Source organism: Burkholderia sp. SIMBA_051, assembly GCF_046534915.1.
In the GTDB taxonomy this organism is placed as follows: domain Bacteria; phylum Pseudomonadota; class Gammaproteobacteria; order Burkholderiales; family Burkholderiaceae; genus Burkholderia; species Burkholderia ambifaria.
In genome coordinates this window covers 211,032-231,677 of sequence record NZ_JAWRXS010000001.1, presented here as the reverse complement: position 1 = coordinate 231,677, position 20,646 = coordinate 211,032, and the positions used below count along the sequence as shown (strand labels likewise).

Genomic DNA, 20,646 nt, shown 5'->3' with positions numbered 1-20,646 from the left:
TCGTGCAAGCGTGGATGATCCCGATCGGCGCCGCACTGGCGGGCGGCCTGGTGGTCGCGGCAATCGCCGCGATCGTGTGTCGCGTGATGCGAGCGCGGCTCGTTGCCGCGTTCACGCGTGACGCGGATGCGTTGCGCGATGCGCTCGGCGCGGCCGATGCGCGTGCCGCCGAAGCCGTCGCCGCGCAGACGGAAGCGGCGCAGGCATGGGCGCGCCGCGAGGCGGAGCTCGAGGAAACGCTGGCCCGCGACGCGGCCGGCGCCGGCGAGCAGCGCGACGCGCTGCAGGCGCTCGCGGCCGAGCGCGCGGCACTGGCGCAGCAGGCGACGAAGCTCGCCGACGAAGCGGCGCGGCTGCGCGGGCTGGCCGGCACGTTCGAGCGCTGGCACGAGCAGATGATCTCGCTCACCACGCAGAACCAGGACATGCGCGCGAAGAACCAGGAACTGTCGGCGATCGTCGCGCACGTGTCGATCGTGTCGCTGAACGCGTCGATCGAGGCTGCGCGCGCGGGCGCGGCCGGACGCGGCTTCTCGATCGTCGCGAGCGAGGTGCGTGGGCTCGCCGCGCGCTCGCAGCAACTGTCGAACAGCTATCGCGACAGCCTGAACCGCAACGATCTCGTGACGGCCGCGACGTTCCAGGACATCCAGGCCGGCGGCAAGATGATCACGGCCGCGCTGGCGACGGTCGAGACACTCGCCGGGCAGCTGCACGCGCGGCTCGAAGGAGCGGCGGCGTGATCAGCGCGCAGGCCCGGGCCGGTTTCGAGCGGATCTTCTTCGATGCGGCGCGCACGCGGCTCGCGTCCGGCGGCGCCTGCGAGATCCGGCCGGCCTCGGGCGATGCGCACGACGCGTCGCACGATCTGTCGCGCGTGAAGTCGCGCACGACGCCGACGGTGTCCGAGCACGTCGTTGTCCTGACGATCTCGGCGCTGCATTTCCGGCTGCTGCTTGCGCTGCGCTTTCGCGACGATGCGCCGACGCGCCGTCATTTCACAGCGGCTGCGTCGGGCGCGAGCGCGCAGCGGCCGCTGCCCGAAGCGTTCATGGAAGTCGCGAACCTGTGCTGCGGCGCGATCAACCAGGCGCTGACCGCGCCGTTCCCCGATCTCGGGATGTCGACGCCTTACCTGCTGAGCGGCGCGAGCATCGACTACCTGCCGGCGCTGAATCCCGATCACGTGGCCGCGTACGACGTGACGCTCGACGGCGACGTGCGGATCGGCGCGACGCTGTGCGTGTGCGCGAACGCGCCGGTCGATTTCCACGTGCCGGAAGGGACGAGCGTGGACACGGGCGGCGAGCTCGAACTGTTTTGACCGATTCAGAGGGCTTCACGCGATGACCGTAGACCAACCCGTCAGCAAGGTGCTCGTGCTCGACGACAGCCCCGCGCATGCGGCGACGATCAAGCGTTTCTGCGACGAGCACAACCTCGTCGGCCTGACCGTGCGGCGCAACCGGCTGCTGAAGGTGCTGCGCTCGAACATCGATCTCGGCGCGATCCTGCTCGCCGAGGACTACGGCGGCTCGCCGGCCGAGAGTGCGATCGTCGCGACGCAGATCGACGCGTTGCGTCCCGAGCTGCCGATCATCCTGCGCCGTGCGTCGGACGCGTCGCGCGACGGGCTGCCCGACGCGCTCGCGCGCGTCGCGTGCGCGGCCTACGTCGCGGACGACATGACGCCGCTCGCACGCGCGATCGGCGAATACCTGTTCGGCCGCGACTATCCGAACGCGCTCGTGCGCGGCATCTCGGAGATCACCGAGGCGCGGCTCGACAGTCTGTTCCCGGGCATGACGATCGAGCGCGATACGCCGTGCATCGTGCGCGACCAGATCATCTTCGGCGAAGTGTTCAGCCTGATCGCGCTCGAAAGCGCGTGGTGCCGCGGCTACATGCTGCTGCAGACGAGCGAGCAGCCGCTGCTCGACATGATCGGCGGCACGCGCGACGACGGCCGTGCGCCCGATTTCCGCGACGTGAACAGCCTGCTCGGCGAGCTGACCAACCTGGTGTGGGGAGCGTTCAAGAACCGCTATCTCGGCGACGCGGAGGCGCTCGCGCGCCATCCGGTGCAGGTGCCGCTCGTCGTCAATCACAAGCAGAAGTTCATTTCGTTCGGCGGCGACTGTCCGCAGCTCTGTTTCAAGTACCGGATGACCGACCGCGCATCGGGGCGGTCGGTGCAGCTCGATCAGCGTTTCGTGTTCAGCCTGAGCTGGTCGCCGGAGGATTTCCGCGAATCGGTGCAGGACGTGGGGCCGATGGTCGAATCGGGCGAACTCGAACTGTTTTGAATGTTGAAGTAGTCACAACGAAAGAGGAACACGGCATGGCAAAGATTCTGGTGGTCGACGATTCGGGCACGGTGCGCGATGAAGTCGCGGGTTTCCTGCGCAATCACGGGCTCGACGTCGCGACGGCGGTGGACGGCAAGGACGGGCTCGCGAAGCTCAAGGCGACGCCCGGCGTGCGCCTCGTGATCAGCGACGTGAACATGCCGAACATGGACGGCCTGACGATGGTCGAGAAGATTCGCGGCGAACTGGCGAACGCGTCGGTCAACATCGTGATGCTGACGACCGAAAGCAGCCCGGCGATGAAGGAGCGCGGCAAGGCCGCTGGCGTGAAGGGCTGGATCGTGAAGCCGTTCAAGGGCGATGCGGTGCTCGACGCGCTGAAGAAGCTCGCGGGCTGAAGCGCGCAAGCCCGCTACCGGGCGGATGACGCGGCGGTTGCGAATTCGTCGACGACGGCTTCGATCACGGCCTGCACACGTGCGGTCTTGTAGAGATCGGCATGGGCGACGAGCCACACGTCGAAATGATTGCATCGCCGGGCCATGAGGCGCACCAGTTCCGGCTCGGCTTCGGCGCGGAAGCACGGCAGCTCGGCAATGCCGAGCCCTGCAAGCGCGGCCTCGACCAGCATCATCGTCGACGATGTCTGGAACATCACACGGCCGCGCGAAGTCGGTTCGCCGCATAGCGCGTCCCACATCGTCGGCATCACCGGCTGCTGGTACATCACCAGATCGTGTCCGTCGAACGCGCTGCCCGCGACCGGTTCGCCGCGCTCGGCCAGGTAGTGGCGCGATGCATAGATGCCCGTTTCGAGATGTCCGAGCCGCCTGACGATCAGGTCCGGCGATTCCGGCCGCAACGTGCGAATCGCGAGATCCGCCTCGCGGCGCGTGAGATTGGCGATTTCGGTCGACGTCACGCACACGACGTCGATGCCGGCATGCCTGTGCCGCAAGCGGGCGATGGCGGGAATCACGAAACGCTTGCCGAGCGAGTCGGTCGTGGCAATGCGCACGGTTCCCGCCAGCTGCTCGTCGAGCCCCATCACGCGCCGTTCGATCGTGAGCGACGCCCGTTCCATCGTTTCGGCCGGTTCGAGCAAGGCTTCGCCCGCGGTCGTCAGCACGTAGAGGGCCGGCGTTCGGAGAAACAGGCGGGCCGAAAGCTCGTCTTCGAGCGCGGCGATCCGGCGCCCCACCGTCGCCTGATCGACGTTCAGTTGCGCCGCGGCGCCGCGCAGCGTGCCGGTGCGCGCCAGGGCCAGGAAGAAGCGGGCATTGTCCCAGTTCATGCGGGTCGACAGTGTCATCGGGCAAGGCGGCGGCGGGGAAGTGAGGATGCATATCTGCATCAGGGAAATGCAAAATTATCACTTTTCTGCATCGCATGCGGTTTCTAGACTCCCGGCATCTGCCTGGAGATCTCATGACCGATTGCAATGCTGTTTCCGTTCCCGTATCCATGACGGCAGCGAGCCGCCCGACGGCGCGTGAGCAGCGCTTCACGCTGGCGCTTGTCGCGATCGGAATGTTCATGGCGGTACTCGATACGACGATCGTCAACGTCGCGCTGCCCGCGATGCGCACGAATCTCGGCGCGACGGTCGCGGAACTCGCGTGGATCGTCGACGCGTATACGCTCAGCTTCGCGGCGCTGATCCTCGCGGGCGGCGCGCTGTCCGACCGGTTCGGCGCGAAGCACGTGTATCTCGCGGGGCTGGCGCTGTTCGTCGGCGCATCGGCGGCGTGCGGCGTCGCGTCGTCCGTGGCCATCCTCGTGGCCGCGCGTTTCGTGCAGGGCATCGGCGCCGCACTCTTTTTGCCCGCGTCGCTCGCGGTCGTGCGCAGCACTTTCGATGTACCTGCCGAGCGGGCGCGCGCGATTGCGGTCTGGGCGGGCATCGCGTCGGTCGCGGTGGCCGTGGGGCCGGTGCTGGGCGGCATCCTGGTGGATGATTTCGGCTGGCGCAGCGCTTTCCTGATCAATGTGCCGACCGGCGCGCTCGCCTTCGCCGGGGCGGCAGTGCTCGTTCGGGCGTCGGTCGCGCGGCATGCGCGCCACTTCGATTGGGCCGGCCAGTGCATCGGTGCGACGGCACTCGGCGCGCTGTGTTTTGCCGTGATCGAATTGCCGACGCGCGGCCCTGGCGCCGCGGAAGTCCGGTGTGCACTTCTTGTTGCCGGGCTCGCTGCGGCCGTGCTGATCGTCGTCGAGCGGCGCGCCCGCAATCCGATGGTTCCGCTGGCCTGGTTTCGCAATCGTATATTCGTCGCGATGAACCTGATGGGCAGTCTCGTCTATGTCGGCTACTTCGGTCTGCTGTTCGTCCTGAGCCTGTACCTGCATGGGCGCTTCGGCATGAGTGCGCGGCAGACGGGGCTGACGCTGTTGCCGTTTGCGCTGAGTTTGTCGCTTGGAAATCTGTTGTCGGGGAAATGGCAGGGCCGCGTCCACCCGGTCCGGCTGATGGCAAACGGCCTCGGGATGGCGGCGCTGGCCATTCCGGCGCTCGCGGTCGCGCTCACGCTGCGCGCGCCGTGGCCGGTGGTCTGGGCGGCGATGGCCGCCTTCGGCACCGGGACCGCGTTGTCCGTGGCGCCGATGATCGCGACCGTGCTCGAACAGGTGCCTGCGGATGCGGCGGGCGTGGCGTCGGGCTTCCTCAATGCGGCGAGACAGGCAGGGAGCCTGCTCGGCGTGGCCATCGCAGGCGCCGCGACGATACTGTTGCCGAATCTGACCGACGCGCTGTGGGCGATCGCGGCGGTCGGCTGTGTCGCCTATGCGACCGCGGCCTTTGCCGCGCGGACGGCGGGCACGGCGAAAGGCACGTGACTGGACGCCGCGCCGAATGTGGAGGACCATTTCGTCGATACGCCGCGAACGCGCGTGCACGATCGCTGCGCTGTTCGCGCCGCACCGAATCCTGCCGAACCCTGTCGAGCGGAACATCATGGAACCCGATCAAGAGACTGCCGAGCCGATCCTGTTGCGCGACGCGCACGACGGCGTCGTCACGCTGCGGCTGAACCGGCCGCAGCAGTTCAACGCGTTGTCGGAGGCGATGCTCGCGAGCCTGCACGACGCGTTCGAATCGCTGGCCGCCGATCCGCACGTGCGCTGCGTCGTGCTCGCCGCGCAGGGCAAGGCGTTCTGCGCGGGCCACGACCTGCGGCAGATGCGCGGCAAGCCCGAACTCGATTACTACCGCACGCTGTTCGCGCAATGCAGCCGCGTGATGCTCGCGATGCGCGCATTGCCGGTGCCGGTGATCGCGCGCGTGCAGGGTATCGCGACGGCGGCCGGCTGCCAGCTCGTCGCCGCGTGCGACCTTGCGATTGCGGCCGATACCGCGCGTTTCGCGGTGTCGGGCATCAACGTCGGGTTGTTCTGTTCGACGCCGGCCGTCGCATTGAGCCGCAACGTCACCGCGAAGCGCGCGTTCGACATGCTCGTGACCGGGCGCTTCGTCGACGCGGCGACGGCCGCCGCGTGGGGGCTCGTCAACGAGTCCGTCCCCGCGGATGCGCTCGATGCGGCTGTCTCGCGCAAGGTCGCGGAGATCGTCGCGAAGAGCCCGGCGGCGGTGCGCTACGGCAAGCAAATGTTCTACCGGCAGCGTGAGTTGCCGCTCGACGAAGCCTATGCGTATGCGGGCGACGTGATGGCGCGCAACATGATGGAAGAGGATGCAGGCGAAGGGATCGATGCGTTCCTGGAGAAGCGTAAGCCGACGTGGCGCTCGTGAGCAGCGTGGCGGTAGCGCGTGCTCGTTCGCCTGCGTTCCGAGCCCGCCGTAAAAGCAAACGGGCCGCTTGCAACGCGGCCCGCAAATGGGTCTGGATGCGCCACGACACGACAGCGTGCCGCCGCATCCGTGACTTCCATCAACGCCCGTGGCTGCCCGTACGCAGCACCGCCTCCACCGTCGACCCCCCCGGCGGCACGATCACGACCGGCACGCGGCGTGCGAGCGCGCACATCAGCTCGTAGCCGATCGTGCCACTGGCTTCCGCGACATCGTCCACCTTCACCTGATCGCCCCACAGCTCGACGCTCGACCCAATGCCTGCGTTCGGGCACGGCGTCAGGTCGACGGTCAGCATGTCCATCGACACGCGGCCGACGACGCGCGTCATCACGCCGTCCACCGCGATCGGCGTGCCGGTCGGCGCGTGGCGCGGATAGCCGTCCGCGTAGCCGCACGCGACTACACCGATCCGCATCGGCCGGTCCGCGGTGAAGCGGCGACCGTAACCGACCGTCTCTTCCGGCGCGAGCGTCTGCACGCCGATGATCTTGCTGGTCAGTGTCATCGCGGGCATCAGCGGCGTGTCGGCGATGTGCCGTGCCGCGCCGGTCGGCGACGCGCCGTACAGGATCGTGCCAGGCCGCACCCAGTCGCGGTGCGCGCGCGGATGCCACAGCACGGCCGCCGAATTCGATGCCGAGCGCTCGCCCGGAATCCCGGCCGTGGCCGCATCGAACTGCTCGAGCTGCCAGTCGACTTCGCCTTCGTCGGCGTTCGCGAAATGCATCATCAGCGTGATCTTGCCGATCGACGGCGCGGCCGCCGCGCGTTCCCACGCGGCGCGGAACGCGTGCGGCCGGTAGCCGAGCCGGTTCATCCCCGAGTTCATCTTCAGCTGGATGTCGAGCGGCTGCCGCGGCTTCGCGGCGATCAGCAGGTCGAGCTGTTCGTCGCAGTGCACGGCCACCGTCAGCCGGTGGCGATCGGCCAGTTCGACGTCCGCCGGCTCGAAGATCCCTTCGAGCAGTAGCACGGGCTTGTCCCAGCCGAGCTCGCGCACGCGCACGGCTTCGTCGAGATCGAGCAGCGCGATGCCGTCGGCGGCCGCGAGGCCCGGATAGATCCGTTCGATCCCGTGACCGTATGCGTTGGCCTTGATCACGGCCCACACGCGCGATTGCGCGGCGGTGCGGCGGATGAAGTCGAGGTTGTGGCGGACGGCGTCCGGACGGACATGGGCGACGATGGGACGGGGCATGGGCAGGCTCGGGTCGAAAAGTCGTTCGGCGCGCGGCGGGGCGGCGCGGGTCGGGCAGAGTGGCGTGGCGATGCGCCGAGCCAGTGTTGAACGCTATCTTATTGGTGTTCGACCAGTTTTAATTAACGTATTTATCGGTGATTTGGTGGAATTTTTTGCGCCGGATGTGTGCTGCCACGGGCCTCAGCACCGCGCACGGCCGAGTCTCCCGTCTAGAAAACCGGTGCCTGAACAGCACCGCCCGATGCTAAGCTCTGCGCGACCCTGTCATTGATCAATGTAACCATAAAGGAGGAGACCTGGATGACCACGTCCCAGCTGTGCCTGTTCATCGTCGCGCTGTTGCCGTTCCCGCTGACGTTCCTCGCCAAGGCCCGCAAGGGCTACGACAATCACACGCCGCGCGAGTACCTGGCGAAGCTCGAAGGATGGCGCGCACGGGCGCAGGCCGCCCACCAGAATGCGTGGGAAGCGCTTGCACTGTTCACCGCCGCGCTGGTGGTCGCCTGGCACAACGGCGCGAATGCGCACCACGTCGACCAGATCGCGATGGGGTTCGTCGCGATCCGCGTCGCCTACACGCTGATGTACCTGCTGAACTGGGCGGCGCTGCGCTCGCTCGTGTGGTTCGGCGGAATGGTGTGCGTCGTCGCGCTGTTCTTCGCGGCGCCGTGACCGGCCGGTGAGCAGGCGGGGCCGGCTTTGCGTGCCGGCTTGCTACGCGCCGCCCGCGCCCCTTGCGTGACTGTCGTTGGATGCGGGCGCAACGATCTTTGCGACGAACGGCGGCGCGTCCGCTTCGCGGCGCAGGAACGCGATCAGCGGATCGAGCAGCCGGTGCCGCGTCGACGGGTGGCGGCGCAGCACGAAACGCCATGACGCATCGCGTGCAAGGCCCGGCACCAGCGGCACCAGCCGGGCGCTACGCAGTTCGGGCTCGATGAGCGGCATGCGGCCGAGGGCGATGCCTGCGCCGCCGAGCGCCGCGCCGATCACCTGGCTGAAGCTGCTGTAACGGACGATCTTCGTCTCGAAGTCGTCCGGCAAGCCGAATTCCGAGGCCCAGTTGCGCCAGTCGATCTCGGGGCTGTTCTCGTGCATCTCCTGCAGCAGCCGCGAGCGGCACACATACCCCGATGCGTACGGATACAGCTCGGGGCTGCATACCGGAAACACGGTCTCCCGCATCAGCACGTCGTCGTCGGCTCGCAGCCGGTGCGCGGGCACGTGCACGATCGCCAGATCGACGCTGCTGCGCGTGAAATCCGGTTCGTCGTCGAGCACGACGGCATGCAGCGGCGTTTCGGGATGAAGTGACGAGAATTCCGCGAGACGGCGCGCGAGCCACATCGACGAAAACGGCGCGTTGGCGGAAACGGTGAGGCGCTGCTCGGTGCCGCGAATTTCGGCACAGGCGTCGGTCAGGCGCGCCAGCGCGTCGCTGACTGCCGGCAGCAGGCGCGCACCGGCCGGCGTGAGACTGATGCCGCCGAGTCCCGTGCTGCGTTCGAGCAGGCGCGCGCCGAGCGATTCCTCGAGAGAACGGATCTGGTGGCTGACCGCGCTCGTCGACACGTTCAGCTCGACCGCCGCGCGCGCGAACCCGCCGAGGCGGACGGCCGCTTCGAAAGCCCGCAGTGCGCTGAGGGGAGGAAGGTGCGACATGCGGGGTATTGTAGTTGACTCAACACCCGTTGAAAAATCATCTTTTGCCGCGCGCGGGCGGCGCGGGTAGCCTCGATCCGGTCAAGAAAAAACGCAACGCAACACCGACCGGAGGACTGCATGTATTTCGACCGACGACTATGGGCCATGATGGCGGGACTGCGCTGGCGGGTGGCCGCGGCCGTTGCGCTCGGGCTGCTCGCGATGGGTATCGGCATCCTCCGTTTCGTGTTTCTCGGCCGCGTGCTGGCGCTGGTCTTTTCCGGCGCACCGGCGCGCAGCATCGGCGAAGCCGTCGTTGCAACGGCGGCCTGCGTGCTGCTGCGTGCGTGGCTCGATCATCGCCGCACGGTGCTCGCGCAGCACACGGCCGGGCGCGTGCAGGCCACGCTGCGCGCGCGCCTGTTCGACCGGATCGCCGCGCTCGGCCCCGCATGGTTCAGCGGCGAACGCACGGGCGGCGTGATGCTGGCCGTCGTCGATGGCGTCGAGCAACTGCAGACCTTCTTCGGCGTCTACCTGCCTCAGCTCGTGATCGCCGCGTGCGCGCCGGTGATGATCTTCGCGGTGCTCGCGTGGTGGGACGTGCCGACGGCCGCGATCCTGCTGGTCGCGGCGCTCGTCACGCTCGCGCTGCCTCAGCTCGTGCATCGCGCCGACCGGCGCGCGGCGCTCGCACGCTCGGCCGCCTTCAAGGCGTTCGGCGAGGAGTTTCTCGACGCGGTGCAGGGCTTGCCGACGCTGAAGGCGTTCGGGCAGGGCACCGCGTTCGGCGCGAAGCTGGCCGCGAAGGCGCGCGCGCTGTCCGACAGCACGTTCTGGGTGCTCGCGCTCGGCCTGCTGACGCGGCTCTTCACCGATCTCGGCACCGGCCTCGGCGCGGCCGCGGCGATCGCGGTCGGTGCATGGCGCGTGCGGCACGGCGACATGAGCCTCGAGGCGCTGTTGATCGTGCTGATGGCCGGCAGCGAAATCTTCCGGCCGCTGCGCGACCTGCGTGCCGTACTGCACCAGGGGATGATCGGTCAGTCGGCGGCGAATGCGATCCACGCGCTGCTCGACGCGGGCAGCCGCGCGCCGGCCGCCGACGCGCCGCGCATGACGGACCTGCGCGCGGAGATCGCGTTCGACGGCGTCAGCTTCGCGTATCCGGGTCGCGCGGACGCGCATGCGGCGCTGAGCTTCTCGGTTCGCGAAGGCGAGACGGTGGCAATCGTCGGGCCGAGCGGCGCGGGCAAGTCGACCATCGTGCGCCTGCTGCTGCGCCAGCACGACGTGCAGGGCGGTGCCGTCCGCATCGGGGGCCACGACGTGCGTATGCTCGACGCCGACCAGGTGCGCGAGATGATCGCGGTGGTCGCGCAGGATGCGACGCTGTTCGACGGCAGCGTCGCCGACAACCTGCGGCTCGGCCGCCCGGACGCGAGCGACGCGGACATGATCGCGGCCGCGCGCGCCGCCAACGCGCATGATTTCATCTCGGCGCTGCCCGACGGTTACGCGACGCGCATCGGCGAACGCGGGCTCATGTTGTCGGGCGGCCAGCGCCAGCGCCTCGCGATTGCCCGCGCGCTGCTGCGCGATGCGCCGATCCTGCTGCTCGACGAGGCACTGTCGTCGGTCGATGCGGAAAACGAAGCGCTGATTCAGCAGGCGCTCGACCGGCTCACGCGCGGGCGGACGACGCTCGTGCTTGCGCACCGCCTGTCCAGCGTGATCGGCGCCGACCGCATCCTGGTGCTCGATCAGGGGCAGGTGGTCGACGAGGGCACGCACGCGGCGCTGATCGCGCGCGACGGCCCGTATCGCCGGCTGATGGGGCCGCAACTGGAAGCGGTTGCCGAATCCGTCGGCGCGGCGACGACGGCCGGCGCGACCGCGCGCGCGTCGTCGGGCCCGCAGGTGCGGCCGCTGAACGACGATGCGGCGACGATCGGCTGGCCGGAAACCTTGCAGACGCTGCTGCGGTTCGTGCGTCCGTGGCAGGGCAAGGTCGTGCTGACCGTGCTGTTCGGCATCGGTCGCGTGCTCGCGTTCATCGGCGTCGGCGTGATCGGCGCGATGGTGGTCGGCGCGGTGTCGGCCGGCCACGCGAGCCCCGTGCTCGTCGTCGCGCTGCTCGTGATCGCGCCGGTGGCGGCCGTGCTGCACTGGCTCGAATCGTGGCTCGCGCACGACATGGCGTACCGGCTGCTCGCGGAAATGCGCATCGCGCTGTTCGCGACGCTCGAACGCCTCGCACCGGCCGGGCTGCTGCGCCGCCGTTCGGGCGATCTCGTCTCGCTCGCGACGCAGGATGTCGAGACCGTCGAATACTTCTACGCGCACACGCTGGCGCCCGCGTTCGTCGCGGTACTCGTGCCGGCAGCCGTGCTGGTGCTGCTGGCATCGGTCGCGTGGCCGCTCGCGCTCGTGCTGCTGCCGTTCCTGTTGTGGGCCGGGCTGGCGCCCGTGCTGGCGCGGCGCGACGTCGACCGGCTCGGCACCGGCGCGCGCGACGCGCTCGGCCAGCTCGGCGCGCACCTGACCGAAACGATCCAGGGGCTGGCGGAGCTCACCGCGTTCCAGGCGATCGCGCGCCGGCGCGTGGCGTTCGTGGCCGAGGTCGATGCGTACCGCAAGCAGCGCGCGAAGCTGCTCGACGACCTGTCGACGCAAAGCGCCGCGCTGGAAATCGCGAGCGGGCTCGGCGGCCTGGCCGTCGCGGCGCTTGGCGCGCTGCTGTGTGCGCGTGGCTGGTTTCCGCGCGAGTCGTTGCCGCTGCTGGTGCTGGTTGCCGTGGCCGCGTTCATGCCGGTTGCCGAAATCGGCCAGGTTGCGCGCCAGCTAGCCGACACGATCGCGTCGACGCGCCGGTTGCGCGCGCTGGAGAAGGAGCCCATGACCGTGACGGACGGCACGCACGCGATGCCCGGCAATCCGGCGGTGCGTTTCGAGGCAGTGTCGTTCACGTATCCGGGCCGCGGCGTGCCAGCCATCGACCGCGTGAGCTTCGAGGTGCCGCCCGGCAGCACGGTTGCGCTGGTCGGCGCGTCGGGCGCCGGCAAGTCGACGGTCGCGAGCCTGCTGCTGCGCTTCTGGGATCCGCAGCAGGGCCGCGTGACGCTTGGCGGCGTCGACTTGCGCGATCTGCGGCTCGACGACCTGCGCCAGCACATCGCGCTGGTTGCGCAGGATACCTACCTGTTCAACGACACGCTCGAAGCGAACATCCGGCTCGCCGCGAATGATGCGTCCGACGCGGACGTGCAGCGTGCGATCGATCATGCGGCGCTCGGCGAATTCGTCGCACGGCTGCCGGACGGGCTCGCGACGCGTGTCGGCGAGCGCGGCGTGCAGCTGTCGGGCGGCCAGCGCCAGCGTGTCGCGATCGCGCGCGCGTTCCTGAAGGATGCGCCCGTGCTGATCCTCGACGAGGCAACGTCCCATCTGGACACGATCAGCGAGCAGCAGATTCGTGCGGCGCTGGAAGACCTGATGACGCAGCGCACGTCGATCATCATCGCGCACCGGCTGTCGACCGTGCGCAATGCCGACCTGATCCTCGTGATCGAGCAGGGCAGCGTGATCGAGGCCGGACGGCATGCGGAACTGATGGCGCGGCAGGGTGCGTATGCGCGGCTCGTGTCGCATCAGGCGAGCGGGGTGGCGGCGTGAGCGACGCCGCATCGGAGCGTCGCCGTCCGGCGTTTTCGCGAGAATTCCGCACCGTTCGTTGAGCCGCGCCGGCGGTTGCCGGCATCGCGGGCACGGCCGTCCCGGCACGGCGCCGAGCCGAATCGCCGACGCTCCACACGAGCGAACCCACGCACGGGCGGTGGCGATTTCCCGCGCGGTTGCGCTGTCGTCCGCCCGTCGCCCTGGCGGCGCGGGACGGCCGACCCGCCCGCCCGTACTCAGCGCCGCCAGCCGCGCTTCACGCACCGCCATCCGCTCACGCACCGCCATCCGCCCGCGCGGCGCGATCCGGCCCGGGTGCTTCGCCCCGGGCCTCTCCCTTTCCTCTGACCTGTCCGTCCCGCGCGGCTCGGGCTTACCCCGATGCATTTACCTGTTGCGCGTTTTTTTGTTGTCGTAGTATCGCGGTTGACAACACATGTTGCACTAATGTCTAATTTGGCATCGCATGTTGCGGTGCGGCTTGATGTCGTCGTTCCCGTCGGCCCGCTGGCCGGCCACATCGCTCAATCATGTGGAGAGAAACCATGAGTCGCCGTTCCTTCCTGAAAGCCGTCGCGGTGGTCGCCGCGCTCGGCGCCAGCATCGCGCACGCGGATACCAAGACGCTCGTCGTCGGGACCGATACGTCGTTCATGCCGTTCGAGTTCAAGCAGGGCGACAAGTACGTCGGCTTCGATCTCGATCTGTGGGCGGAGATCGCAAAAGACCAGGGCTGGAAATACACGATCCAGCCGATGGATTTCGCGGGCCTGATCCCGGCATTGCAGACCCAGAACATCGACGTCGCGCTGTCGGGGATGACCATCAAGGAAGAACGGAAGAAGGCGATCGACTTCTCCGCGCCGTACTACGACAGCGGTCTCGCGGCGATGGTGCAGTCCGGCAACACGACGATCAAGTCGATCGACGACCTGAACGGCAAGGTGATCGCCGCGAAGACGGGCACCGCGACGATCGACTGGATCAAGGCGCATCTGAAGCCGAAGGAGATCCGCCAGTTCCCGAACATCGACCAGGCCTATCTCGCGCTCGAAGCGGGCCGCGTCGACGCGGCGATGCACGACACGCCGAACGTGCTGTTCTTCGTGAACAACGAAGGCAAGGGCAAGGTGAAGGTCGCGGGCCAGCCGGTCAGCGGCGACAAGTACGGGATCGGCTTCCCGAAGGGCAGCCCGCTGGTGCCGAAGGTCAACGCGTCGCTCGTGAAGATCAAGTCCGACGGCCGCTACGCGCAGATCTACAAGAAGTGGTTCGGCGCCGAGCCGCCGAAGATGTGAGCGTGACGGCGCGCCATGGCGCGGCCGAGCGGCCGCGCCGGTCTTGAATCGAACGGGGAGCGACAAGTGAATTTCGATTGGTCGGCGATCTGGGCGGCGTTGCCGGACCTGATGGACGGGGTCCGGTTGACGGTGTTCATCGCATTACTGGGGCTGGTGGGCGGTTTCATCGTCGGGATGATCGCGGGCATGTTCCGCGCATACGGACCGAAGGCGATGAACGTGCTCGCACAGGTCTATATTGAGTTGATTCGCGGCACGCCGATCGTCGTGCAGGTGATGTTCCTGTATTTCGCACTGCCGCTGCTCGCGCATATCCGCATCGACGGTCTGACGGCCGCGATCATCGCGATCACGGTGAATTCCGGCGCATATCTCGCGGAAGTGGTGCGCGGCGCGCTGCTGTCGATCCCGAAGGGGCTGACGGAAGCGGGCCTCGCGATGGGGCTGTCGATGCCGCGCGTGCTGCTGAAGATCGTCGGGCCGCTGGCGTTCCGGCGGCTGATTCCGCCGCTCGGCAACCAGTGCATCGTGAGCCTGAAGGACACGTCGCTGTTCATCGTGATCGGCGTCGGCGAACTGACGCGCAAGGGGCAGGAAATCATCGCGGGCAATTTCCAGGCGGTCGAGATCTGGAGTGCGGTGGCCGTCATCTATCTGATACTGACCGGCGTGATGACGCTGACGCTGCGGCTCGTCGAAAAGCGGATGAAAATCTTATGAGCATGATCGAATTCCAGAACGTGTCGAAGAGCTTCGGCCATGTGCCGGTGCTGAAGAACATCGACCTGAAGATCGACGCGGGCGAGGTGGTCGTCGTGGTCGGCCCGTCGGGCTCGGGCAAATCGACGATGCTGCGCTGTATCAACGCGCTCGAGAAAATCACCGGCGGCGAGCTGCTCGTCGACGGCCAGAGCGTGCGCGGCAACGCGACGACGATCCGCAACATCCGGCTCGAAGCCGGCATGGTGTTCCAGCAGTTCAACCTGTTCCCGCAAATGACCGCGCTCGAGAACGTGATGTTCGGGCCGATGCAGGTGCGCGGCGCGTCGCGCGCCGATGCGCGCGACCAGGCGATGGCGCTACTCGACAAGGTCGGCCTCGAATCGCGCGCGAATCATTACCCGTCGGAACTGTCGGGTGGCCAGCAGCAGCGCGTCGCGATCGCGCGGGCGCTCGCGATCCGGCCGCGGCTGATGCTGTTCGACGAGCCCACCTCGGCGCTCGATCCGGAGTTGCGCCACGAAGTGCTGAAAGTGATGCAGGATCTCGCTACCGAAGGGATGACGATGATCGTCGTCACGCACGAGATCGGCTTCGCGAAGCGGGTCGGCACGCGCCTGCTGTTCATGGATCAGGGCGGCATCGCCGAGGACGGCCACCCGGTCGACCTGATCGACCGGCCGCCCACGCCGCGCCTGCAGGAATTCCTCAAACACGTATCCTGAACGAAACCGAACCACGCGACATGCCGCTTTCCCTTTCCCCCGTCATCGCCGGCACGCCGTTCGAGATCGGCGTGCGTCTCGGCGAGCTTGCCCGCCCCGTGTTCGATACGTACATGCAGCAGAGCAGCGCATGGCAGGCCGTGCGCCGCTGGCGCGGCCATCCGTTCGTCGCCGCGCTGCGGCAGGGGGCGCTCGCCGCATACCCCGATCTCGTCGCGGAACTGGACGGGATCGCGGCGGGCGTCGGCTGGCCGGCCGAGGACATCTTCCTGTGGAACTGCCGCGGCGAGTTGATCCATAACGCGCCCGACGGCTGCACGACGCTCGCCGCGCGCGATGCGCACGGCACGCGCTGGATCGCGCACAACGAGGACGGCGATCCGTACCTGCGCGAGCGCTGCCTGCTCGTCGACGTGCAGCCGCAAGGCAAGCCGGGCTTCATCAGCTTCTATTACCCGGGCTCGCTGCCCGGGCATACGTTCGCCGCGAACCGCGCGGGTATCGCGCAGGCGATCAACAACCTGCGGATCCTGACGCCGGCGGCCGGCGTGCCGCGGATGATCCTCGCGCGCGCGGTGCTCGACGCGACGTCGCTCGATGCGGCCGCCGACGTGCTGCGCACGCATGCACGCGCGAGCGGCTTTCACCATACGCTCGGCGCGACCGGCGATGCGCGGCTGCTGAGCATCGAGGCGAGCGTCGCGCGGTGCTCGGTGGTCGACGTCGCGCGGCTTGCCGGCCATGCCAACCATCTCGTACATCCCGGCTGCGAAGCTGAAGCGCAGATCGTCACGCAATCGTCCGGCGATCGCCAGCGCCGCGTCGATGCGCTGACACAGGGCATCGACGCGATCGACGAAGCCGCGCTGCTGCGCGTGCTCGGCGATCGCGCACCGGAAGGGCTGCCAATCTATCGCGACGATCCGGCCGATCCCGACGACGAGAACACGCTGGCGACCGCGGTGTTCGCCATTCGCGATGCAGCGATCGACGTCACCATCCATCAACACGGCACGCAGCGCTTCGCGACGCGCATCGTGCCGTCCGCGCACGCGCGCAACGCGTCCTGATCCATGAGGCAACGCATGACGACCGTTTTTCATCGCGCTCCCCGCGCCACCTTGCCCGTCGCCGTTGCAGGCGACGGCATCGAGATCATCGATTCGACCGGCAAACGCTACATCGACGCGTGCGGCGGCGCGGCCGTTTCGTGTCTCGGCCATAGCAACCAGCGCGTGATCGATGCGATCAAGCGGCAGGTGCAGCAACTGCCGTACGCGCATACGTCGTTCTTCACGACCGACGTGGCCGAGGAACTGGCCGACCGGCTCGTCGAGGCAGCGCCGGCCGGTCTCGAACACGTGTATTTCGTGTCGGGCGGCTCCGAGGCGATCGAAGCCGCGTTGAAGCTCGCGCGCCAGTATTTCGTCGAGAAGGGCGAGCTGCAGCGCCGCCATTTCATCGCACGCCGCCAGAGCTATCACGGCAACACGCTCGGCGCGCTCGCGATCGGCGGCAACGCATGGCGGCGCGAGCCGTTCCTGCCGCTGCTGATCGAAGCGCACCACGTGAGCCCATGCTATGCGTATCGCGACCAGCACGCGGGAGAAACCGACGAAGCGTATGCGCAGCGCCTGGCCGACGAGCTCGAGCAGAAGATCGTCGAACTCGGCGCGGAAAACGTCGCGGCGTTCGTCGCGGAAACGGTGGTCGGCGCGACGGCCGGCGCGGTGCCGCCGGTGCGCACCTACCTGAAGAAGATTCGCGCGGTGTGCGACAAGTACGGCGTGCTGCTGATCCTCGATGAAATCATGTCGGGGATGGGGCGCACCGGTTATTTGTTCGCATGCGACGAGGATGAAGTCGCGCCCGATCTGCTGACGATCGCGAAAGGGCTCGGCGCGGGTTACCAGCCGATCGGCGCGACGCTGGTGAGCGACCGCATCTATCGGACGATCGTCGACGGGTCGGGGTTCTTCCAGCACGGGCACACGTATCTCGGCCACGCGACGGCCTGCGCGGCCGCGCTCGAGGTGCAGCGCGTGATCGCCGAAGAGAAGCTGCTCGACAACGTGAAGGCGCGCGGCGAGCAACTGCGTGCGTCGCTGCGCGCGCATTACGGTGCGCATCCGCATGTCGGCGACGTGCGCGGCCGCGGGCTGTTCGTCGGCGTCGAGCTCGTCCGTGATCGCGACAGCAAGGCGACGTTCGCTCCCGCGTTGAAGCTGCATGCGGCGGTCAAGCGCGAGGCGATGCAGCGCGGCCTGATGGTGTATCCGATGGGCGGCACGATCGACGGCGTGAACGGCGATCACATCCTGATCGCGCCGCCGTTCGTCTGCACCGCGCAGCAGATCGATACCATTGTCGAACGGCTGTCCGGCGCGATCGATGCGGCGCTGGCATCGGCCGGCGCGTGAACCACGACCTCACCGAGTCCCGACCGTGACAGACAGACTGCCTCCCTTCGATCCCGCATCGGCCACCGACGAACAGAAGGCCGTGCTGGCCGACATCCTCAGCGGCCCGCGCGGCAACCTGAACGGGCCGTTCCTCGGCTGGATCGCGAGCCCCGAGCTCGCCCAGCACGCGCAGCGGCTCGGCGCGTTCTGCCGCTATCGCACGGGCCTGCCGCTGCGCCTGTCGGAGCTCGCGATTCTCGTGACCGCCGCGCGCTGGCGCTCGCAGGCCGAGTGGCACATCCACCATCCGATCGCGCTCGACGCCGGCGTGCCGGCCGCGACGGCCGACGCGATCCGGCGCGGCGTCACGCCGGCGTTCGAATCGGACGACGATGCGCTGATCCATGCATTCGCGACCGAGCTGTACGACACGCAACGCGTGAGCGATGCGACATTCGCGCGCGCGCAGGCGCGTTTCGGCCACGAGACCGTCGTCAACCTCGTCGCGCTGCTCGGCTATTACGCGCTCGTCGCGATGACGCTCAACACGTTCGGTATGCGCGCAGACGGACAAACTGATTTGCCGTTTCCGGAATAATCGACGCATGCGCGTGCGTCGGCAGATGCCGCGCGCGCAGTCCGATTGCGCCGAAAAGCCCGTCAGCACGGGCTTTTCGGCGTTTTGGCTGGGCCCGATCGACATCCTCGCCGCGTCTTGTTGATGCACATCGCAGCGCCTGCGCGTCAGCGCAGAAAATTTTCCCCGTACCTAGAATTTCTGCAAAACGCTTACGGGGGATGTATCGATGCGGTGGGTCCTGTTGATCGTGTTCATTGCGTGTGTCGTTCATACGCACCGGCGCGGCAAGGTTCGGCACAGGTTGTTCAGGCAACTATCCGATCACTCGACCTTCACCGCGCCGTTGAACTGCTTTTCATACGCGTTCTCTTCGGTGCCGACCACACCGTTTCTCGACCCGCGGCACTTTCCGGAACTCGCGGTGCTGCAGCGCGAATGGCGGACCTTCCGCGAGGAAGCCCTCGCGTTGCGCGATGCGAGCCGGATCAAGGCGTCGGGCGAGTACAACGACATCGGCTTCAATTCGTTCTTTCGCAACGGCTGGAAGCGCTTCTACCTGAAGTGGTACGACGCGCCGCATCCGTCCGCACAGGCGTTGTGTCCGCGCACGGTCGAGATCCTGTCGCGGATTCCGTCGATCAAGGCCGCGATGTTCGCGCAGCTGCCGCCGGGCGGCAAGCTCGGGCTGCATCGCGATCCGTATGCGGGCTCGTTGCGCTACCACCTCGGGCTCGACACGCCGAATGACGACGCGTGCCGGATCGTCGTCGACGGCGAGTCGTACGCATGGCGCGACGGCGAGGCCGTGATGTTCGACGAAACCTATCTGCACTGGGCCGAGAATCGCACCGCGCACGATCGCGTGATCCTGTTCTGCGACATCGACCGGCCGATGAAATATCGCTGGGCGCAGCGCGTCAACGATGCGTTCGGGCAACTGCTGATGCGCGCGGCCGCGTCGCCGAACGAAACGGGCGACCGCACCGGCGGCCTCAATCATGCATTCAAGTACCTGTATGCGATTCGCCGCGCCGGCAAGCTGCTGAAGGCGTGGAATCGCACCGTGTATTACGTCGTCAAGTGGGCGCTGTTCGGCGGCATCGCGGTCGCGATCTTCTGCCTCTGATGGGGCGCGAGCAGGCGGGTGTCGAACCGTCTGACGATAGGGCGGCGCGGCATGGGTCCGGCCCCGCCGGCGCTGCCCCGGCGCTGCGCCCGCGCTGCGCCCGCATCAATGCAACCAAATGTATTCATTCGGGATCTGCCGCGAACCCACGCGTATGATGGCTCGTTCACGTCGATAAGATCGGTGAGCAAGCATGAGAAGGATCCGAAAGACTTTGATGATCGTCGGCGGACTGCTGCTGGCTGCGGCAGGCAGTGGCTACGTGATGCTGCTGCGCGACGACCACCGCGCGATCGCGGAGGCCGGCATCGGCGATGCCGCAGCGCCTGCCGCCGCGGTGCCCGCGGCGAACGGCGACCATACCGCACAAGGCACGATCGCACCGCCGGCGGCGGTGGCGGTGCCGTCCCCGCACGTCGACGACGCCGTGCCGCAACGCGCGGCCGTGCCGCCGCCGGCCGCCGCTCCCGCGCGCACCAACGCGGCGGCGCCATCCACCGCCGTCGTGCCGGTGATCGCCGGGCAGGCGCCCCCCGCGAAACCGACCGCGCCGCCGCCGACCGTTCACGTCGTGACGGTCGAGCCGGAGGATTCGACCCCGGCGAAAGCCAAGCCTACGCCCGCGACGCCGCAGGCCCCGGTACAAGCCGCGCAACCGCAACCAGCGGCACGAACGGCGCAGCCGGCGCAACCCGTGCAATCCGCACCGCCGGTCCAGTCGGCGCAGGCGAGCCGCCCGAGTCAGCAAGCACAGCCGGCTCAACGCGCGGAGCGCAAGCGCGACGGGCTCGAACGGCACGCGGCAACACCGTCCGGCACGAAATCCGAAACGCCTGAAACCGCCGCGCTCGTGCATGAATCGGCGAAGCTCGATCCGTCGTTGCCGCCGCCGCAATACGTGGCGACGCCGAGCGTCGATCGCGCGCGTCCGTCGGCCGGCGGGAATGCGGTTGCCGCCGCGATGACCGAGCAGCTGGTCAGGCAGTCGAGCAGCTTCAAGGCGCCCGCATCGGCGAGTGCCGCGCCCGCCGCGGCCCAGTGAGAACGGTGCCGGTGCGCTCGCACCGCGCCGCACGACGCCGGATGAAAAAAGACCCCGCACGCCGACCAGGGCATGCGGGGCCAAGAGAGACGAATCCGGGCGGT

19 protein-coding genes are annotated in these 20,646 nt (G+C 68.1%); 16 read left to right on the top strand and 3 right to left on the bottom strand.

The window, feature by feature from the left end; all coding sequences use genetic code 11:
* Nucleotides 1-2 precede the first annotated feature (2 nt).
* The 4 genes from SB771_RS00985 to SB771_RS00970 are packed head-to-tail and all read left to right on the top strand — an operon-like array spanning nt 3 to nt 2,707.
* A complete protein-coding gene (locus tag SB771_RS00985; protein WP_175659459.1) occupies nt 3-743 on the top strand; it encodes a methyl-accepting chemotaxis protein in 741 nt (246 codons plus the stop codon).
* Nucleotides 740-1,324, top strand: coding sequence for a hypothetical protein (locus tag SB771_RS00980; RefSeq protein ID WP_175659458.1), 585 nt, complete (start codon nt 740-742; stop codon nt 1,322-1,324). Before SB771_RS00985 ends, SB771_RS00980 begins: the two co-directional genes overlap by 4 nt.
* 22 nt (nt 1,325-1,346) lie before the next feature.
* On the top strand, nt 1,347-2,306 hold the full coding sequence (locus SB771_RS00975) for a chemotaxis protein CheX (RefSeq protein ID WP_165752868.1): 960 nt from the start codon (nt 1,347-1,349) through the stop codon (nt 2,304-2,306).
* Nucleotides 2,307-2,341: 35 nt separating this feature from the next.
* Nucleotides 2,342-2,707, top strand: coding sequence for a response regulator (locus SB771_RS00970; protein WP_006759394.1), 366 nt, complete (start codon nt 2,342-2,344; stop codon nt 2,705-2,707).
* Nucleotides 2,708-2,721: 14 nt separating this feature from the next.
* Here the strand turns inward: SB771_RS00970 and SB771_RS00965 are convergent, their stop codons facing one another.
* Nucleotides 2,722-3,603: a LysR family transcriptional regulator gene (locus SB771_RS00965; RefSeq protein ID WP_175659762.1), complete on the bottom strand. Its 882-nt coding sequence runs from the start codon at nt 3,601-3,603 to the stop codon at nt 2,722-2,724.
* Nucleotides 3,604-3,737: 134 nt separating this feature from the next.
* Here SB771_RS00965 and SB771_RS00960 point away from each other — a divergent pair, with 134 nt between their 5' ends.
* On the top strand, nt 3,738-5,147 hold the full coding sequence (locus SB771_RS00960) for an MFS transporter (RefSeq protein WP_175659457.1): 1,410 nt from the start codon (nt 3,738-3,740) through the stop codon (nt 5,145-5,147).
* A gap of 118 nt (nt 5,148-5,265) precedes the next feature.
* Complete coding sequence (locus SB771_RS00955; RefSeq protein ID WP_175659456.1) at nt 5,266-6,060, top strand: enoyl-CoA hydratase; 795 nt, start codon at nt 5,266-5,268, stop codon at nt 6,058-6,060.
* Nucleotides 6,061-6,199: 139 nt separating this feature from the next.
* Here the strand turns inward: SB771_RS00955 and alr are convergent, their stop codons facing one another.
* Nucleotides 6,200-7,321, bottom strand: a complete 1,122-nt coding sequence (alr, locus tag SB771_RS00950) for an alanine racemase (RefSeq protein WP_175659455.1) — start codon at nt 7,319-7,321, stop codon at nt 6,200-6,202.
* Nucleotides 7,322-7,624: 303 nt separating this feature from the next.
* Between alr and SB771_RS00945 the strand changes: the two genes are divergently transcribed.
* Entirely contained in the window at nt 7,625-7,996 is a 372-nt protein-coding gene (locus tag SB771_RS00945; RefSeq protein WP_126225183.1) for an MAPEG family protein, read from the top strand.
* Between the two features lie 42 nt (nt 7,997-8,038).
* Here SB771_RS00945 and SB771_RS00940 read toward each other — a convergent pair whose 3' ends face one another.
* On the bottom strand, nt 8,039-8,986 hold the full coding sequence (locus SB771_RS00940) for a LysR family transcriptional regulator (protein ID WP_105788729.1): 948 nt from the start codon (nt 8,984-8,986) through the stop codon (nt 8,039-8,041).
* A gap of 120 nt (nt 8,987-9,106) precedes the next feature.
* Between SB771_RS00940 and SB771_RS00935 the strand changes: the two genes are divergently transcribed.
* From SB771_RS00935 to SB771_RS00895, 9 genes are all read left to right on the top strand, one after another.
* The gene (locus tag SB771_RS00935; RefSeq protein ID WP_175659454.1) at nt 9,107-12,643 is read left to right on the top strand and encodes an ABC transporter ATP-binding protein; all 3,537 of its coding nucleotides are present in this window, start codon (nt 9,107-9,109) and stop codon (nt 12,641-12,643) included.
* Between the two features lie 548 nt (nt 12,644-13,191).
* Nucleotides 13,192-13,944: a glutamine ABC transporter substrate-binding protein GlnH gene (gene glnH, locus SB771_RS00930; protein WP_175659453.1), complete on the top strand. Its 753-nt coding sequence runs from the start codon at nt 13,192-13,194 to the stop codon at nt 13,942-13,944.
* A 15-nt stretch (nt 13,945-13,959) separates the two neighbouring features.
* On the top strand, nt 13,960-14,667 hold the full coding sequence (gene glnP / locus SB771_RS00925) for a glutamine ABC transporter permease GlnP (protein WP_168736227.1): 708 nt from the start codon (nt 13,960-13,962) through the stop codon (nt 14,665-14,667).
* Nucleotides 14,664-15,392 carry a glutamine ABC transporter ATP-binding protein GlnQ gene (gene glnQ / locus SB771_RS00920; RefSeq protein ID WP_175659452.1) on the top strand — a complete coding sequence of 243 codons (729 nt, stop codon included), beginning with the start codon at nt 14,664-14,666 and terminating at the stop codon, nt 15,390-15,392. The genes glnP and glnQ overlap by 4 nt, the downstream gene beginning before the upstream one ends.
* Nucleotides 15,393-15,412: 20 nt before the next feature.
* Nucleotides 15,413-16,462: a C45 family autoproteolytic acyltransferase/hydolase gene (locus tag SB771_RS00915; RefSeq protein WP_175659451.1), complete on the top strand. Its 1,050-nt coding sequence runs from the start codon at nt 15,413-15,415 to the stop codon at nt 16,460-16,462.
* A gap of 15 nt (nt 16,463-16,477) precedes the next feature.
* A complete protein-coding gene (locus SB771_RS00910; RefSeq protein ID WP_175659450.1) occupies nt 16,478-17,812 on the top strand; it encodes an aspartate aminotransferase family protein in 1,335 nt (444 codons plus the stop codon).
* 25 nt (nt 17,813-17,837) lie between these two features.
* Nucleotides 17,838-18,392 carry a carboxymuconolactone decarboxylase family protein gene (locus SB771_RS00905; protein WP_012365801.1) on the top strand — a complete coding sequence of 185 codons (555 nt, stop codon included), beginning with the start codon at nt 17,838-17,840 and terminating at the stop codon, nt 18,390-18,392.
* A 208-nt stretch (nt 18,393-18,600) separates the two neighbouring features.
* Nucleotides 18,601-19,500: a lipid A hydroxylase LpxO gene (gene lpxO / locus SB771_RS00900; RefSeq protein ID WP_175659449.1), complete on the top strand. Its 900-nt coding sequence runs from the start codon at nt 18,601-18,603 to the stop codon at nt 19,498-19,500.
* A 193-nt stretch (nt 19,501-19,693) separates the two neighbouring features.
* Entirely contained in the window at nt 19,694-20,542 is an 849-nt protein-coding gene (locus SB771_RS00895) for an extensin (RefSeq protein ID WP_175659448.1), read from the top strand.
* The last annotated feature ends 104 nt before the right edge of the window (nt 20,543-20,646 follow it).